This is a genomic window from Paraburkholderia saeva (assembly GCF_907164555.1).
Taxonomy (GTDB): domain Bacteria; phylum Pseudomonadota; class Gammaproteobacteria; order Burkholderiales; family Burkholderiaceae; genus Paraburkholderia; species Paraburkholderia saeva.
Window position 1 is genome coordinate 130,951 of the sequence record NZ_CAJQZC010000010.1, and the last position, 16,995, is coordinate 147,945.

At 63.3% G+C, this 16,995-nt stretch carries 11 protein-coding genes and 1 riboswitch; of the genes, 6 read left to right on the forward strand and 5 right to left on the reverse strand.

The features are described from left to right. The first annotated feature begins 38 nt into the window (after positions 1-38). The 3 genes from LPA36_RS23300 to LPA36_RS23310 all read left to right on the forward strand — a co-directional run bounded on the left by LPA36_RS23300 (position 39) and on the right by LPA36_RS23310 (position 3,342). Positions 39-665, forward strand: coding sequence for a TetR/AcrR family transcriptional regulator (locus tag LPA36_RS23300; protein ID WP_228882070.1), 627 nt, complete (start codon positions 39-41; stop codon positions 663-665). A gap of 85 nt (positions 666-750) precedes the next feature. Further along, entirely contained in the window at positions 751-2,232 is a 1,482-nt protein-coding gene (locus tag LPA36_RS23305) for an MFS transporter (RefSeq protein ID WP_228882364.1), read from the forward strand. Positions 2,233-3,057: 825 nt separating this feature from the next. Beyond that, the gene (locus LPA36_RS23310) at positions 3,058-3,342 is read left to right on the forward strand and encodes a YodC family protein (RefSeq protein ID WP_228882072.1); all 285 of its coding nucleotides are present in this window, start codon (positions 3,058-3,060) and stop codon (positions 3,340-3,342) included. Between the two features lie 177 nt (positions 3,343-3,519). Here LPA36_RS23310 and LPA36_RS23315 read toward each other — a convergent pair whose 3' ends face one another. From LPA36_RS23315 to LPA36_RS23325, 3 genes are all read right to left on the reverse strand, one after another. Next, on the reverse strand, positions 3,520-4,152 hold the full coding sequence (locus LPA36_RS23315) for a LysE family translocator (RefSeq protein ID WP_228882074.1): 633 nt from the start codon (positions 4,150-4,152) through the stop codon (positions 3,520-3,522). A gap of 50 nt (positions 4,153-4,202) precedes the next feature. Further along, a riboswitch (ZMP/ZTP riboswitch) is annotated at positions 4,203-4,317 on the reverse strand. A 62-nt stretch (positions 4,318-4,379) separates the two neighbouring features. Further along, positions 4,380-5,534, reverse strand: coding sequence for an epoxide hydrolase family protein (locus LPA36_RS23320; protein ID WP_228882076.1), 1,155 nt, complete (start codon positions 5,532-5,534; stop codon positions 4,380-4,382). A gap of 43 nt (positions 5,535-5,577) precedes the next feature. After that, positions 5,578-5,898, reverse strand: coding sequence for a superinfection immunity protein (locus LPA36_RS23325; protein ID WP_228882078.1), 321 nt, complete (start codon positions 5,896-5,898; stop codon positions 5,578-5,580). A gap of 155 nt (positions 5,899-6,053) precedes the next feature. On the opposite strand from LPA36_RS23325, the gene LPA36_RS23330 reads away from it, so the two are divergent. The 3 genes from LPA36_RS23330 (at position 6,054) to LPA36_RS23340 (ending at position 10,065) form a co-directional block, all read left to right on the forward strand. Further along, a complete protein-coding gene (locus LPA36_RS23330) occupies positions 6,054-7,517 on the forward strand; it encodes a M20 family metallopeptidase (RefSeq protein WP_228882080.1) in 1,464 nt (487 codons plus the stop codon). Between the two features lie 43 nt (positions 7,518-7,560). After that, the gene (locus tag LPA36_RS23335; protein ID WP_228882082.1) at positions 7,561-8,667 is read left to right on the forward strand and encodes a malate/lactate/ureidoglycolate dehydrogenase; all 1,107 of its coding nucleotides are present in this window, start codon (positions 7,561-7,563) and stop codon (positions 8,665-8,667) included. 510 nt (positions 8,668-9,177) lie between these two features. Beyond that, positions 9,178-10,065: a crotonase/enoyl-CoA hydratase family protein gene (locus LPA36_RS23340; RefSeq protein ID WP_228882084.1), complete on the forward strand. Its 888-nt coding sequence runs from the start codon at positions 9,178-9,180 to the stop codon at positions 10,063-10,065. Positions 10,066-10,180: 115 nt separating this feature from the next. On the opposite strand, the gene pdeR is transcribed toward LPA36_RS23340, so the two are convergent. Both pdeR and LPA36_RS23350 read right to left on the reverse strand, forming a co-directional pair. Then, positions 10,181-12,184: a cyclic di-GMP phosphodiesterase gene (gene pdeR / locus LPA36_RS23345; RefSeq protein WP_228882087.1), complete on the reverse strand. Its 2,004-nt coding sequence runs from the start codon at positions 12,182-12,184 to the stop codon at positions 10,181-10,183. A gap of 241 nt (positions 12,185-12,425) precedes the next feature. Next, positions 12,426-16,910, reverse strand: coding sequence for a DEAD/DEAH box helicase (locus tag LPA36_RS23350; RefSeq protein ID WP_228882093.1), 4,485 nt, complete (start codon positions 16,908-16,910; stop codon positions 12,426-12,428). Positions 16,911-16,995 lie beyond the last annotated feature (85 nt).

Below are 16,995 nucleotides of genomic sequence, written 5' to 3' on the forward strand. Positions count from 1 at the left end.
ACTTGAATTCTTGAACGTACAGTCATAATATACGCAGGATGAACAAGCCTGCCATCTCCCGTAAACCCTCTGTCTCGCCGGGTCGCGGTCGCCCGCGCGAGTTCGACGAACAAACGGTACTGACCCGCGCCAGTGAGGTTTTCTGGAGTCACGGTTATCACGCCACATCGGTGGACGATCTTTGCAAGGCGACCGGCGTGCTGCGCGGTAGCCTGTACGGCGTGTTTGGCGACAAGCACGGGCTGATGCTGGCCGCGCTCGACCACTACGCGGACGGCTCGATTGCACGGCTCGCCGAACGTCTGAATGCGAACGTGCCGCCCGAAGAAGCGCTGCGAGACGCGCTGATGCACCACGTGCGCGCCGCGTCGGCGCTGAATGCGCAACGCGCCTGTTTCATCACCAACGCCACGCTCGAAATGTCTGCCGACGACATCGCATTGCGCGAGCGTATCGAATGCATCCAGCGCCGCACGATCACGCTGCTGTCGGCGGCGGTTATTCGTGGACAGGCAAGCGGCGCGTTCGACACCACGCTCGATGAGAAATCCGTCGGCGAATTCCTGTTATGCATCACACAAGGGCTGCGCGTGCTCGGCAAAACGCCGCGCGACGAAGCACAGCTCACTTCCATCGTCGATCTCGCCCTGCGCGCGCTCGTCTGATTTTTTTTCGTTAATTTTTGAACGAATGGTCATGAATAATCAATCCATGGAGCCTGCTGTATCGGGCGCGGTGACACCTCGCGCTATGGGCGACACGCCGCGCGCGCGTCCGGCGGCTCAACCGCAGCGGTTCGAGCGACCAGGGTACGCGCTGACCGTGCTCTTCATCGGCGCGTTCCTCGCGCCGCTCGATTACTTCATCGTCAATCTTGCGCTGCCGTCGATCCATACCGGCCTGCATGCCACCGACGCCCAGCTGCAGCTGATCGTCTCCGCCTATGCGTCGGCCTATGCGGTGTTGCTGATCACGGGCGGGCGCCTCGGCGATCTGTTTGGCCGCAAGCGCATGTTCATGGGCGGCATGGCGGCGTTCGTACTCGCATCGGCGCTGTGCGGCTTTGCGACTTCCGGGCACATGCTCGTGCTCTCGCGCATTGTGCAGGGCATCGCCGCAGCGGTCATGGCACCACAGGTACTCGCGACGATCCGCGCAGTCGTCCCGCCGCACCAGCAAACCAGAGTGATGAGTTTCTACGGCTTCGTATTCGGGCTTTCGTCGATCGTCGGGCAACTGGGCGGCGGCGCGCTCATCACGTATCACCCGTTCGGTCTCGACTGGCGCAGCATTTTCCTGCTTAACATTCCCGTCGGCATCCTGGCGTTTCTCGGCACGTGGCGCTTTGTGCCGGAGAGTCATCCGGCCGAAAGCACGGGCGTCGACCTGAAGGGCGTGGGGCTGCTGTCGCTGCTGCTGATGCTGGTCATCTATCCGATGACGCATGGCCGCGAAGCCGGATGGCCCGCGTGGACCTTCGTGATGTTCGCGCTCAGCGTGCCAGTATTCGCGCTCTTTATCGCCGTCGAGCGCCGCATCGAGCGCGCGGGCGGTCATCCGCTTGTCGATCTGAAGCTGTTCCGTAATCCGGCCTTCGCGACCGGTCTGGTGCTCGCGTTCCTGTTTTACTGCGAAAGCGCGTTCTTCCTGACGTACGGTATTTATCTGCAGACCGGTCTGCACTGGTCGCCGTTTGCCTCCGGTATCGCGATCATGCCGTTCGCGAGCGGCTTTATCGTTGGCCCGTTCATGTCGCCGGCCATCGTGCGGCGCATCGGCAGCCATGTGCTGACGCTAGGCTTTGCGATGCTGGCGACGGGCTTTTCGGTGACGACGTGGGCGGCTGGCCAGAGCGCGATTCCGGAGCCGGTTTTCTATCTTGGCCTCATCTGCGCGGGGATAGGACAGGGGCTCGTCCTGCCTTCGCTGATGCGCATCGTGCTTGCCGAGGTCGTGCCGGAAAAGGCGGGGCTCGCCTCGGGCATCGTTTCGTCGACGCTGCAGATCGGCGCGGCATTCGGCACCGCTGCAATCAGTGGTGTGTTCTTCGGCGTACTCGGACATGAGACCACGCCTGCTGCCTGGTCGCACGCGTTTCAGGTCTGTATTGGCATTATCACTGTGCTGCTGTTCGTCTGCATTGCCTTGAGCATGCTGCTGGTCCGGCATCAGCGAGTCGCGGCGCGGAATGCGCGATCGGGACCCACCCTGATTGCGACGAAGCCCGATTAAGGTTCAAACGACGGGTTGTCATACGGATGACAAAATCGTCAAGGTTATTTACTGCGGTGCGAAAACGATTTCCAGATTCCACGCGAATATTTTATAGCCGATGAAAATCCATCCCTGCATCGCACGTTCACGGATGATTAAAATCAAATCCGCTTCGGGTGATAATGGAAATTTTATTAATCATAAACGCGTGGCCCGGAAATTGTTGCGCGACCCTGCTGCAACTTTCCGTGCCTTTCACGTAAATAGTACCCCTCACGGGAGGGCGGTGAGCCCCGGACAGTAAGGGTTTTGCGGCAGCGCGTCACTGGCTGGCATGTTACGGTCAGCCTGCGCCGCGGTATGTTTCAATCAGTTCCTGAAAGTAATAAACCGTGTTTGTTGAAAAAGCACTTGCCTCAATAAAATTCGGTTGTTAATCTTGGCAGGCATTTTAAATCTAACGTCAATCCGGTGATCGGGATTCGAGGGTCAGGATTGAAGGCAATGCCTGGTTTTGTGAACGACAGTGCTTAAATCGCGGTTTGCATTCAATAGCCAGGTTCTGCATGGGTTGAGCAGTCTGAATCTGCTTCAGTTGCGTCCTGTGTTTTATGCCAGTTCATCTCTTTGCGTAATTCTTCGCATCGCTCGCGCATCATTGGTTGTATCGCCGAAAAGCCTGATTTGACGTCTTGGACCAGACTGTCGTTCCTGTTGCTGAATGAACGGAGCCCGCCGGTGGGTGGCGTCCCGTCGCACACAGCGTCAGGTGGCCCGCTTCCGGTTCACGCATCGCGGCACCGACAGCTGGACGTAATCGATCTATTCGTACCGGGGATACCTATGTTGACTGCTACCCTCGACTCTGCTGATACGCCGCAGCCCGTCACGTACCACGTGGGCGATGTGGTGACACTGAAATCGGGTGGCCCGCGCATGACCGTGACCCACGTGGGTCCTGTCGCGCTGGCAGAAGGGGACTGGCTCGTCTGTCAGTGGTTCGACGAGCAGGGGGAGCTACGCCAGGACATGTTCGCACTTGACCGCGTGCGACCCGAGCCGCGCTCGATCTCTGCCGGTTCCGTGCAGATGCAGCAGCGCTTCGTGCGTCTGGGTTACGGGCGCTGATTTCGGGTCGCCGCTGGCGATCCACGCATTTGTGATGGTCTCCATCGCCTCACGCCGTGGCGCCTGTTCGCGTCGCACGGGCCGAGGCGATCCGGAAGCGGCCGCATCCACGCGGCCGCACAACTCACTGCCTGCTTCGCGCGTTTTAACGCATCGCTTCCCTGCGTCTTCATGCGCCTAGCGGCGCGCCTCGGTTGCCATTTTCACGGCGAGCCCGGTGAGCACCGTGCCCATCAGCCAGCGCTGCACGACGATCCAGGCCGGACGTTGCGCGAGAAACACCGCAATCGATCCCGCCATGACCGCAACCATCGCATTGACGCTGAGGCTCATCATGATCTGCACCGAGCCGAGCGTCAGCGATTGCGCGAGTACGCTGCCGTGCTCGGGATCGATGAACTGCGGCAGCAGCGACAGATACAGCACGGCGATTTTCGGGTTCAGCAGATTCGTGACGAAGCCCATGGCGAAGAGCTTGCGCGGGCCGTCGGCGGGAAGGTCGCGCACCTGGAACGGCGAGCGGCCGCCCGGTTTGACGGCTTGCCATGCGAGCCACAACAGGTAGATTGCGCCGCCAAAGCGCAACGCGTCATACGCGAATGGCACGGCGAGCAGCAGCGCGGTAATGCCGAGCGCTGCGGACAGCATGTAAAACACGAATCCCAGCGCGACGCCGCCGAGCGAAATCAGGCCGGCCGTGCGGCCCTGGCAGATGGAGCGCGAGATCAGGTAGAGCATGTTCGGGCCGGGCGTGAGCGCCATCCCGAGCGAGACGAGTCCGAAGGTCAGCAGACTGGAAAGATGCGGCATTGCATGGCTCCGTGAAAAGTTATCGATAGCGGAGTGATCCACAAACAATCAGGCAATGCCCAGGCGCGCGGCCAGACATGAGCGTACATCACGATGAAAATAGCGCTCACGGTCCGCGTTTCCCGATGGTGTCTCCATCTTTCAGCGCCAGTCGCGCGGACCAGCGCATTATTTCACGAGTGCACGGATTGCGTGAGAAGCCGCGCACAGCGCGGCCCCCCACGAGGTCAGCGCCGCAGCGGCCTGAAGAACCGGCGGATCTCCCCGGCGAGCAGCGCGGGCTGCTCCATCGCTGCGAAGTGCCCGCCGCGTGGCATGTCGGCCCATTGCTTGAGATCGAACACGCGTTCGATCCACGATTGCGGCGGCCGGCTGATTTCCTTTGGAAAGCGCGCGAATCCCAGCGGCGGCTGCACCCGTTCTCCGTGCGCGAAGCGCAGCGGCTTCAGGCGCATCTCCCAGTAAAAGCGCATCGACGACGCGATCGTCTGCGTGTACCAGTAGAGCGACAGGTTCGTCAGCAATTCGTCTTTCGAGAACACGCTTTCGATATCGCCGTTGCAGTCGCTCCATGCGCGGAATTTTTCGACGATCCACGCGGCGAGCCCCGCCGGCGAATCGTTCAGCGAAGTGGCAAGCGTCTGCGGCTTCGTGCTGTGCACGTGCGCGTAGCCGCCTTCGAGCGCCGTCCACATGGCCCTCGCGTCGAGGAACGTCTGTTCGCGCGGCGTGACGGGCGGATCGTCGGCGCTCAGGGGCGGCTCGTATGAGCCCGGCAGGTAATTCAGATGGATGCCGTCGACGTGCTGCGGATGGCGCAACGCGAGCGAAATCGAAACCGCCGCGCCGAGATCGCCGCCCTGGGCGCCGAACCGTTCATAGCCGAGGCCGTGCATCAGTTCGGCCCACACGTCCGCCGTCGCGAATGCCGAGGTGCCCGGTTTGACCGGATGCTCCGAAAAACCGAAGCCGGGCAGCGAGGGCACGACGACATCGAACGCGTCGGCCGGGTCGGCGCCCACCGACGCCGGATCGCACAGATGCGGCAGCAGTTCCATGAACTCGATGAACGACCCCGGCCAGCCGTGCGTGATGACAAGCGGGTAGGGCCTCGGCCCGACACCTCGCCGGTGCACATAATGAATATTGAGGCCGCCCACCTTCGCGATGAACTGCGGCTCCCGGTTCAGCCGCTGCTCGGCGATACGCCAGTCGTAGCCCGTCGCCCAGTAGTGCGCGAGTTCGCGCACATACGCCGGATCGGCGCCGAGCGCCCACGGCGAGCCGTCGTAGTGATCGGGCCAGCGCGTGTGCTGCAGCCGCGCGCTGAGCGCGAGGACCTGCGTCTCGGGGATCGCAATGAGGAACGGTGTCGCCTCCATCCAGCTTCTCCCATGCAAAAACAGTCCTCGTGCGTGTCGCGCGCTATTTCGTGGACTGGTCGCGCGTCGCGGTGCGCGACGCGCGGATCCGTACGCGCTCGACGAGCTGTTTCGAGAACCCGCGCATCGTCACGTTACGCCGTTTCTCGATCACTTCGCCCGCGACGTTGACGGGCGGATTCGGCTGCAGCGACCAGTAGAGCGCAAGCGCCCAGCCGAACCCCGTCCATCCGAGCACGGCATTGAAGAGCGCGATGACGAGTACGTCACGGCGCTTGCGACGGTCCGCGAGGATCGCCGGCAGAAAGTAGACGACGAGCGCGATCGCGGCCCCGATGGCCTGCGCAAGCAGGCTCACTTCCATGAAATGGCTCCCGGATGCGTGGCGTGTAAGGCAATTGTCGCGCGAACGTCGCAATCGTGCACTGTTTCTGTAGAGCCGCCTGCAGGCGGTACGGAACGTTTCACGATCGTCGTACGAGGACTATCATTGGCGTTTTGCACGCACGGACCGCCATCATGATTTCTGACGACACCACTCAACACGCTCAACAGGTCGATCACGAAGCGCTGCGGGAATTCGTCGAGCGCAAATGGAACGATGAAATCGTGCCCGCCTTGACGGACTACATCGCGGTGCCGGCCAAGAGCCCGGCCTTCGACCCGGACTGGGTCAGAAACGGTTATATCGAGCGCGTGGTGACCGACGCCGCACAGTGGGCCGAGCAGCAGCCGGTGCGCGGTCTCAAGCTCGAAATCGTGCGACTGCCGGGCCGCACGCCGGTGATTTTCTTCGAAACCGCGGCGACCCGCTCGGGCAGCGCCGAAACCATCGTGCTGTACGGCCACCTCGACAAACAGCCTGAATTCGCGGGCTGGCGCAACGACCTCGGCCCGTGGACGCCGAAACTCGAAGACGGCAAGCTGTACGGCCGCGGCGGCGCCGACGACGGCTATGCGATCTACGCCAGCCTGACCGCGCTCGCCGCGCTTGACGCGCAGGGCGTCGAACGCCCGCGTTGCGTCGGCATCATCGAAACCTGCGAGGAATCGGGCAGCTACGATCTGCTGCCGTATGTCGACGCACTGCGTGAGCGTCTCGGCAAGGTGGGCCTCGTCGTCTGTCTCGATTCGGGCGCGGGCAATTACGACCAGCTGTGGCTGACCACGTCGCTGCGCGGTCTCGTCGCGGGCGACCTGGAAGTGCAGGTGCTCGACGAAGGCATTCATTCGGGCGGCTATGGCGGCATCACGCCGTCGAGCTTCCGTATCATGCGCCAGCTGTTCGAGCGGCTCGAAGACGCGTCGACCGGCAACCTGCTGCCGAAGGGTTTTCATTGCGCGATTCCGGCTGAGCGGCTGCGCGAAGCAGAAGCCACCGCACAGATACTCGGCGACGACGTATGGAAGAAAATTCCGTGGGCTTGCGGCCAGGATGGCCGTCAGGTGCTGCCCACGACGACCGATCCGCAGGAAGCGCTGCTGAATTCGACGTGGCGGCCGTCGCTGTCGGTAACGGGCGCGGAGGGCCTGCCTTCGCTCGCGGATGCGGGCAACGTGTTGCGGCCGCGCACGGCGTTCAAGCTGTCGCTGCGATTGCCGCCGCTCGTCGACGCCGCGAAGGCCGTCGCTGACCTGAAGGCGCTGCTCGAATTCGATCCGCCATACAACGCGAAGGTCACATTCAAGCCGGACCTGGGCGCGGCGACAGGCTGGAGCGCGCCCGACCTCGCGCCGTGGCTCGCGTCGGCACTCAACGGCGCATCGCAGCAGCATTACGGCGCGGACTGCGCGTATATCGGGCAGGGCGGCACGATCCCGCTGATGAACGTGTTGAAGGAAGGGTTCCCGCAGTCGCAGTTCATGGTGTGCGGCGTGCTCGGTCCGAAATCCAACGCGCACGGGCCGAACGAATTTCTGCACGTGCCATACGCGAAGAAGCTGACGGCGACCGTCGCCGAAGTGATCGCGGCTGCACCCTGATTCCGCACCAGCACCCTTTCCGGCCACACACGACGCTCAAAAGATGACCGAACCGCACAGCAAGAAACAGCCGGTGCCGCTGCGCATCGAAGCCGCTCAATTGCATGCGTTCGTGTGCGCGATCTGGGAGCAGGCGGGCAGTGCGCCGCGTGAAGCGGCGCTCGTTGCCGATCACCTCGTCGGGGCCAGTCTGACGGGACACGATTCGCACGGCGTCGGCATGATTCCGCGTTACGTGGCGTCAATGCGCGACAACGAGCTCAAGCTGAACCTGCATGCAGAGGTCGTGCGCGACGCAGGCGCCGTTCTTACCATCGAAGGTAACAAGGGCTTCGGTCAGGTCGTTGCGTTCGAGGCCATGGAACTCGGCATCGCGCGCGCGAAAAAGCTCGGCGTCTGCGCGGTCGGGCTGCGCGGCGCGCATCACATCGGACGTATCGGCCACTGGGCCGAGCAGTGCGCCGCGGCCGGCCTCGTATCGTTTCACTTCGTGAACGTGGCGGGCGATCCGCTCGTCGCACCTTTCGGCGGCACGGACCGGCGCATCGGCACGAATCCATTTTGCGCCGCGTTCCCGCGTACGGGCAGGCCGCCGCTCGTACTCGACTTCGCAACCAGTGCGATCGCATACGGCAAGGCGCGCGTGGCGTTCAACCAGGGCAAGGCGACACCGCCCGGCTCGCTGATCGATCACGAAGGCCGCGCGAGCGTCGATCCTCGCGTGATGATGGAAGCGCCGTTCGGATCACTGACGCCCATGGGCGGCCACAAGGGTTTCGGCCTTGCCGCAATGTGCGAGATATTCGGCGGCGCGCTTTCAGGCGGGTTCACCACGCACGCCGACACGCTCGGCACGACGAATGCAATCGTGAATTGCATGTTGTCGGTGATCCTCGACCCCAACGCGTTCGACGCACCGAATGCCGAGGCAGAAGCCGACGCGTTCCTCGAATGGGTGAAAGCATCGCCGCTCGCGGCGGGCACCGGCCAGATTTTCGCGCCCGGCGAGCCGGAACGCGCCACACGCGCCGAGCGGAGCGCAGCGGGCGTGCCGGTCGACCCGGCGACGTGGCAACAGATTCTCGATGCCGCGCGCGACGCCGGCATGCCGGCGTCCGACGTCGACACGTGGGCGCGGAAGCTCCACTGAACCTGGCAACGGCCGCTCCCCGTTTTCGATGACATCGCAACCAGCCGGACGCCGCCCAGTGGGTGGCCTGCGTCTCCGGCATTCCCGTCTATTTCCGCCTATCTGTAAAGCGCATTGTCCGCAATAAGGATAAACGCGCTTTTCGCTTCTTGATTCCGCAATTCGCCACATATTGTCGAAAAGCGAATTTTTTACCTATGCAAATTGAATAGCCCTATTCGGGTTCTTCATCAATCAATTCACCGAATTCTTTCAATCAGCTTTATATCGTTGCGTGTCTGGAGGTTTTCTTCCAGTGGCCCGCGCGTGTCGCCGCAGCGCCGCGCCAGGCACGAAACCGGGCGTCGGAGGGGGGCTCGGGCGCATATGCACGCGATTTTTCAATTGGCAATCAGGAAATCCATATAGGGATTTACCATCTTCTGTTAGGACCCGCTCCCCACGGAATTCAGGTCTGTTTTAGGCTCCCATTGCTTTACCTGTATTTAAAAAACCTGATGAGGACCAAAAATGAATCTCCGTAACCACCACGCCTGCCGCCCCTTCCTCGAAGCCGGCAATCTGTCGCAAATTTCCGCCTACTACGAAGAAGGCCGTAACGTCATGTGGATGATGTTGCGCGCGCAACCACGTCCGTGCTTTAACATCGAACTGGTCCACGACATCCTGAGCCTCGCGCGTTCCGCGCGCGAATCAAAGCTGCCGATCGACTTCTGGGTGACCGGTTCGCTGATCCCGTCGATGTTCAATGTCGGCGGCGATCTCGACTTTTTCGCCGATGCGATCCGCAGCGGCAAGCGCGAGGAACTGATGGCCTATGCGCGCTCATGTGTCGATTGCGTGCACGCGGCGGCGCGCGGCTTCGACACCGGCGCGATTTCGATTGCGATGGTGGAGGGTACGGCGCTGGGCGGCGGCTTCGAGGCGGCGCTTGCGCACCATTTCCTGCTCGCCCAGAGCGATGCGCGCATGGGTTTCCCCGAAATCGCGTTCAACCTGTTTCCGGGCATGGGCGGTTATTCGCTCGTCGCGCGCAAGGCGGGCATGCGCCTCGCGGAGGAACTGATCGGCGTCGGCGAATCGCATACGGCGGAATGGCATTCGGCGCGCGGGCTCGTCGACCAGCTGTTCGAACCGGGCGACGCGTATCTCGCCACGCGCACCTTCATCGACACGATGCGACCGAAGCTGAACGGCATTCGCGCGATGATGCGGGCGCGTCAGCGCGTGCTGCAGCTCTCGCGCGCCGAACTGATGGAAATCACGGAGGATTGGGTCGAAGCGGCGTTCACGATCGAGGAGAAGGATCTCGCGTTCATGGAGCGTCTCGTCATGCTGCAGAACCGCCGCACGTCGAATCTGCGCGCAACCCCGACGCCGAGCGCGAACGTTGCGTAACGGCCGTTCCGTCCACGATGAGTACACCCAGCGCCCGGATCGACACGGCCAATAACAACAGAAAACGGTAACTGGTAATGGCAGTAGCAGTAGCAGTAAGCGCGACAGCAGGCTCTCAGGCGATGAGTCTGATTTTCTGTCTGTCGCGCAACCACGATTCGAATTCCGCGGCGGGCATCGGCCGGCCATAACGGAACCCCTGCACGTATTCGACGCCGAGTCCTTTCATGAAGACTTCTTCGGCTTCGGTCTCGATCCCTTCGGCGACCACCTTCAGCTCCAGTTCCTGAGCCACGGCCACCATCGAGCGCACCAGCGCCTGCGCCTTCTTGTCCGCATTGATCGAGCGCACGAAACTGCGGTCGAGCTTGATCACGTCGAGCGGAATCCGGCCCAGCTGCGACAGCGATGAATAGCCTGTGCCGAAATCGTCGAGATGTACCTGCGCGCCGAGGTTGCGGAATTGCGTGATCAGGTCGATCGCGGCGGCTTCGTCTTCGATCAGGCAGCTTTCCGTCAACTCCAGATCGACAAGACAGGCATCGAGATTCGCGTGCTCCAGCGCTTCGCCGAAGTGCCGAACCACGGCAGTATCCACCAGTTGCCGCGCCGATACGTTGATCGCGACGCGCAGATCGAGTCCCTGCGCCTTCCACGCGGCGGCCTGCATCGCCGCGGTCTGCATGACCCAGCGGCCGAGCGGCCCGATCAGGCCCGATTCTTCGGCGTACCGGATGAATTCGTTCGGCTGGATCTGGCCGCGCTCCGGCGAGTTCCAGCGCACCAGCGCCTCGACGCCCTTGACGGTGCCTGTCGCGAGTTCGATCTTCGGCTGATAGAAGAGGGTGAGCTGGCCTTCGTCGAGGCCGCGCCGCAGGTTCGTATCGAGCCACATGTACTCCGCGACCTTGCGGTCCATCTCCGGAGAAAACACGCGGCAGGTGCGCTTGCCTTCGTCTTTCGCGACGTACATCGCGGTGTCGGCGGAGCGGATGACCGATTCGAGGCTGTCGCCGTGCTCCGGGCACAGCGCGATGCCGATCGAGCAGCCCGTGTACACCTCGACGAGCCCGAGGCTGAACGGCGTGCGCAGGCGTTCGAGAATGCGCTCAGCGGTTTCTTCCAGTGCGGTGCGGCTCGCGTCGACCGAGAGCACGATGAATTCGTCGCCGCCGAGCCGCGCGAGCGTGTCGCGGGCATCGAGGCAGCCGCGGATCGCCGACGACACGTCCTGGATCAGCCGGTCGCCGAACACATGGCCGTAGTGGTCGTTGACCTTCTTGAAGTTGTCGAGATCGAGAAAGAGAATGCCGACCGATTCGCCTTCCTTCGACGATTCGATCGCCTCGCGGATCTGGTCCTGGATGGCATTGCGGTTCGGCAGACCGGTGAGCGAATCAGTGTTGGCCAGCTCCGACAGGCGCGCCTGGGCGCGACGTTCTTCGGTGATATCGGTGCCCGAGCAGATCAGGAACTGCTCGTCGACACCGCTGCCGCTCTTCACGAACTTGTTGCGGAACACGAACAGACGGTCGCCGTGCACCGTCTTGACGAGTCGCTCGACCTCGTACGACACGCCTCGGTTGAAAAAGCCGCTGATGTTGAAACTCGACTTCGCGCCATCTTCGGAAGACATGAAGAGCGCCCAGACGTTTTTACCGATCACGTCCTCTTCTTTCATGCCGGACAGTTCTTCGGCAAGACGGTTGAAGCGCTGGATGCGGCCGGCCTGGTCGAGAATCACGACAAGCGAATTGACTTCCGAGACGACCTGTTCGGCAAACGACAGACCGTGCACCAGATCGCGGGCGACGGATTCGGTATCGGAATAGGCCGAAGCCGTGCCGGCCCACGATGCGCTGTTCAGCTTCTTGCCAACGAGATGCAGACGCAGCGGTTCGCCAAACAGCTGGATATCGAGAATCAGGTTCGAGGTAATGCCGGTCAGGCGGCGGATCTGCGCGGCCTGCGAGAGGGTGAGTGCAATGGCGACGTCGGCGGGCCCGGAACCGGTTTCCGCGGTCAACTCCAGCGCATTGCTGTCCTTCGACAGGCGCCAGCATGGGCTGGTCGTGCCGAAGTGCGCAAAAAGCACCAGATGGTGTTGGTCGTCCTGCATTGAGTCCCCCGGACAGGCTCCGCCGTCCGGCTCGCTATGGACGCTGGCGAGCGGTCGGGCAGAATTCGGTCTTCCGTCGAAGATTGGCTTCATTGTATCCAGTTGGACGAATGACGGGATTCGTAACAGGTTAACGACGCGCGAATCCCATTTCTTTAACAGATTTGCGGGTTGAAAGCCACGCGTAGCGCTGGGAGCGCGCTGTGTGCCGCACTGGAAGCGCCTCAGGCAGCGTGCGATGCTACCCGCGCTGTATCAGCGCAATTCGCATGCGATCGCGTGTTTGGGCGTCGAAATCGGCGAGATAGCCGAACGAACCCGCGATGAGCGTCGCCACCGGCACCCCGTCGCGATAGAGCAGGCGGTTGCCGCTCACGGCAGGCACCTTGTCGCCTGGCAACAACGTGCCGGCGAGATTCAGCGGGTCCGTCCCGGATACGCTGATAAAAGCACCATCGTTCGCATGACGACGTATTTCACGCAGCATGGGAATCGCTTCGGGTAGCGCGAACTGCTCGCCGGCAAGGCCGTTGACGAAGCGGCCGCCGCGCACGAGGCCACGTGCTTCGAGCTTTTGCAGCGTGCGCAGCAGTTCGCGCCACGGCGGCAGCCAGTCGGCTTCGCGCTCGAGCAGACGCCAGAACACGACGCCGTAGCGGCGCAGCAGCGTCATCGCGATATGTTCGAGCACGTCGGGATCGGTGGGCGGCGTGCGGCCTGGCGTGGTAGAAACCGCTGCAACGGGCTGCTCGGGTTGCTGCGGGCGTCGTCGCACCAGCGCCCAGCGCCCCGCGTCGTCCATGCCTCCGATCAGCGCACCTGCGCCACGCGGACGGCGGCTGCCATAGTAGGCGTTGCGCTTCGCAACCGGTTTGAGCAGCGCGCGCAAACCCGCAAAGCTGTCGGAGTTCACGAGACCGGCGGCCACCAGTTCGCCGAGCGCGTTCTCCAGTTCGATCTTCAGGCCGTGAACGTCGCTCAACAGCTCGTCGAAGAACATCGCACCGTGTTCCTTCAGCGCGTCGTACACGTGTTGTGCGCGTGCCGACAACGCGGGCGGCATCGACGTATCGACGAGCGTGCTCCAGACATTCACGTTCCGGCGCGGCAACAACACGACCGGCGTACTGCGTACCGGACCGCTGGCGACCTTCGTGCGTTCGGTCAGGCGCGTCCACACCACCTTGCCGGAACGGCACAGTTCGTCGAGCGCGGTGATCGAATAGTCCTTGAGACGTGCGGGCAGGATGTCTTCTTCCCACGCGCCCGCGGCAGCCTGAAAGCCCTCGAGCTGGTCGATGATCGCCGCCAGCGCATCGCGTCCTTCGCCACGCGTTTCAGGCGCCATGTGTTGCCACGCGAACAGAAAGCGCATGAAATCGTGCCGTTCCACCGGTTCGATTTCGCGACGCAGCCGTCTCACCGTATAGCGGTTGATGCGTGCGAGCAGATGCCGTTCGCACCATTCTTCTTCGCTTGCGTCGGGCGTGAAGCGGCCGCGCATCACGTAGCCTTCGGCTTCGAGTTGCACCAGCGCCTGCGCCACGCGCGATGCTGGTAGCGCGAGCGGGCTCGCGATCCGCGTGACGGGCAGCGGTCCGGAACCCGTCATGCGTGCGCGGACGACGTCGGTGATCGCATCGTCTTCTGACCACGTTCCGGTGTAGCCGCGCGGAGCCTTGAGCACCGGTTGAAGCGGTGCGTCGGGGTAGATCGCACGCAGACACGTGAGGCGTTCGGTGGGCCACCATAGCGCGTCGCCCTGGCCGGACTGCATGCGCGTTGCGCGTCCGCCCGCGGCGAGCGTATCGAGCCAGGCAGACCAGCCTTCGTTACGCTGCGCTTCCGCTTCGCTGATGCAGGCGAGACCCGTCAGCGCCTCGTGCATTTCATCGGCGTTGCGTGCCTCGGGCCACGCTTCGCGCCGCACGCTTTCGATCGCCTCGGGATCGAGCGCGCCGAGATCGTCGGCGGATGCCGGGTCGCTATAACGGCGGTTCATCACAGCCTGCGTGCGGCGCTCCTCGATGGGCGCGTCGTCGAGATAGGCGTAGGGCTTTGCCGTCAGAATTTCGGCGGCGAGCGGCGAGGGCGCCGGCAGATCACGTGTAACGAGCGTCAGCGTGCCTGCCTCGATACGTCGCAACAGCGCGAGCCAGCCGTCGCTGTCCATCGCTTCGTGCAGACAGTCGTCGATGGTCTGCTCGACGAGCGGATGCGACGGCACGTCACGTTCGCCGACGATGTTTTCAAGGCACGCCGCCTGATCCGGAAACACCGCAGCGAGCAGATCGTCGCTGCGCATGCGCTGGATTTGCGGCGCCGTCTTGCGGCCACCGCTGTAGCGCGGCAGCGCGAGCGCGGTCGTCGCGTTCCAGCGCCAGCGCACGCCGAAGAGCGGCGCATCGAGCACCGCCTGGATCAGCAGATGCCCGGCGGTATTCGAATGCAGATAGCGCCACACTTCATCGAGTACGAAGCTGTGGCTGCCTGTCAGAGAAAGAATGATCGCGTCTTCCGTCGCGGCGGCCTGCAATTCGAAATTGAACGTGCGGCAAAAACGCTTGCGTAGCGCGAGACCCCACGCGCGATTCAGACGGCTGCCAAACGGCGCATGAATGACGAGCTGCGTGCCGCCCGATTCGTCGAAGAAGCGCTCCATCACGAGGGTGTCCTGCGTCGGCAGTACGCGTAACGCCGAGCGTGCCCGTGCGAGATATTCGACGATCTGCCGCGCGGCAGATTCATCGATACCGATGTGTTCAATCAGCCAGCCGATGGCGTGATCGATCTGCGGCGCGAGCGTTTTCGCTTCGGGCTCCGCGAGCGCGATGCCATCACCCGCGGGCACACGGGCGGCGCGAGCAACGTCTGACGGTTCGGGCGCCGACGCCAGCAGGCGGTCGATCTCGCTGCGCAACCGCGCGACGCCCAGCGACAGTTCGTCGCTACGCCCCGGCGCTTCGCCAAGCCAGAACGGAATGTTCGGCGACTGTCCGTGCGCGTCTTCCACGCGCACGCGGCCCGTTTCGACGCGCAGGATGCGGTACGACGTATTGCCGAGCTGGAATACGTCGCCCGCGAGACTCTCGACCGCAAAGTCTTCGTTGATCGTGCCGATGTTGACGCCCTGCGGTTCGAGAATCACGGCGTAGTCCGCGTTCTCGGGAATCGTGCCGCCCGACGTGACCGCGACGAGCTTGCTGCCGCGCCGGCCGCGCAGCATGCCGTTCACCGCATCGCGATGAAGGTACGCGCCACGCGCGCCGTGACGCGTGGTGTAGCCTTCCGCGAGCATGCGCAACACGGCGTCGAACTGTTCGCGCGCCAGCTCCGCGTACGGCGCGGCGCGACGAAAGAGTTCGAAGAGCGCGTCCTCACTCCATTCCTGGCTTGCCACTTCCGCGGTGATCTGCTGCGCGAGCACATCGAGCGGCGCGCGCGGAATCGTGAGCGCATCGAGTTCGCCGCGTCGCACGCAGTCGAGGAGTGCCGTGCATTCGATCAGATCGTCGCGCGAAACCGGAAAGAGCCGCCCTTTGGGCATGCCGCCCACCTGGTGCCCCGAACGTCCCACGCGTTGCAGAAGCGGCGCGATGCCGCGCGGCGAACCCATCTGGCACACGAGATCGACGTCGCCGATATCGATGCCGAGTTCGAGCGAAGCGGTGGCGATCAACACGCGCAGATCGCCGCGCTTCAGACGCTGCTCCGCGTCGAACCGGTGTTCCTTCGCCATGCTGCCGTGATGCGCGGCCACCGCTTCCTTGCCGAGCCGTTCGCTTAGATGCCGCGACGCGCGTTCCGCCATGCGCCGCGTATTGACGAAGACGAGCGTCGTGCGATGCAGTGCGACGAGTTCCGCGAGGCGGTCATAGACGCGCTCCCACACTTCGTTCGGCATCACCGCTTCGAGCGGCACGGGTGGCAACTCCAGCGCGAGATCGCGCGCGCGGACGTGACCGACATCGATGATCGCGCAATCGACGGGCGCGGGGTCATCGATTGCCGCGCCGCCGGTCAGAAAGCGCGCGACGGCCGCAATCGGCTTTTGCGTCGCAGAAAGACCGATGCGCGGCAGACGTCGTCCGCACAACGCATCGAGCCGTTCGAGGCTGAGCGCGAGATGACTGCCCCGTTTTCCGCCTGCAATTGCATGAATTTCGTCGACGATGACCGTGCGCACCGTCGACAGCATGCGGCGGCCCGAATCGGAGCCGAGCAGCACGTAGAGCGATTCAGGCGTCGTGACGAGAATGTGCGGCGCGCGTTTGCGCAAGGCGGTGCGTTCCTGCTGCGTGGTGTCGCCGGTTCGCACGGCGGTGCGGATATCGAGCGCAGGCAGGCCGAGCGCAGCCAGTTCGTTTGCGATGCCTTCGAGCGGCATCTGCAGGTTGATCCGGATATCGTTCGACAACGCCTTTAACGGCGATACATAGACGACGAGCGTTTCGTCAGGCAGCTCGCCATCGTTTGCGATGCCTTCCCTGACAAGATCGTCGATGGCCGACAGAAACGCAGTCAGCGTCTTGCCCGAACCGGTCGGCGCGGCAACGAGCGTCGAGCGGCCGCTACGGATCTGCGGCCAGGCGGCCGCCTGGGCGTCGGTGGGCGCGGGAAATGTCTTGAGAAACCAGCCGGCGACTGCCGGATGAAATCCGGCCAGCGCACCCGCTGCGGCAGAGGCGGGAGTCATGGAGCCGTAGGTGGGGGCGCGACGTGCCATTTCCAGAGGGCGGCGGGCACCGTCCGTTTCAGTGGTCGAACGGAAAGTCTGGCAGGTTTTCGCGACCCGTGCCAGCGCCGCGAAA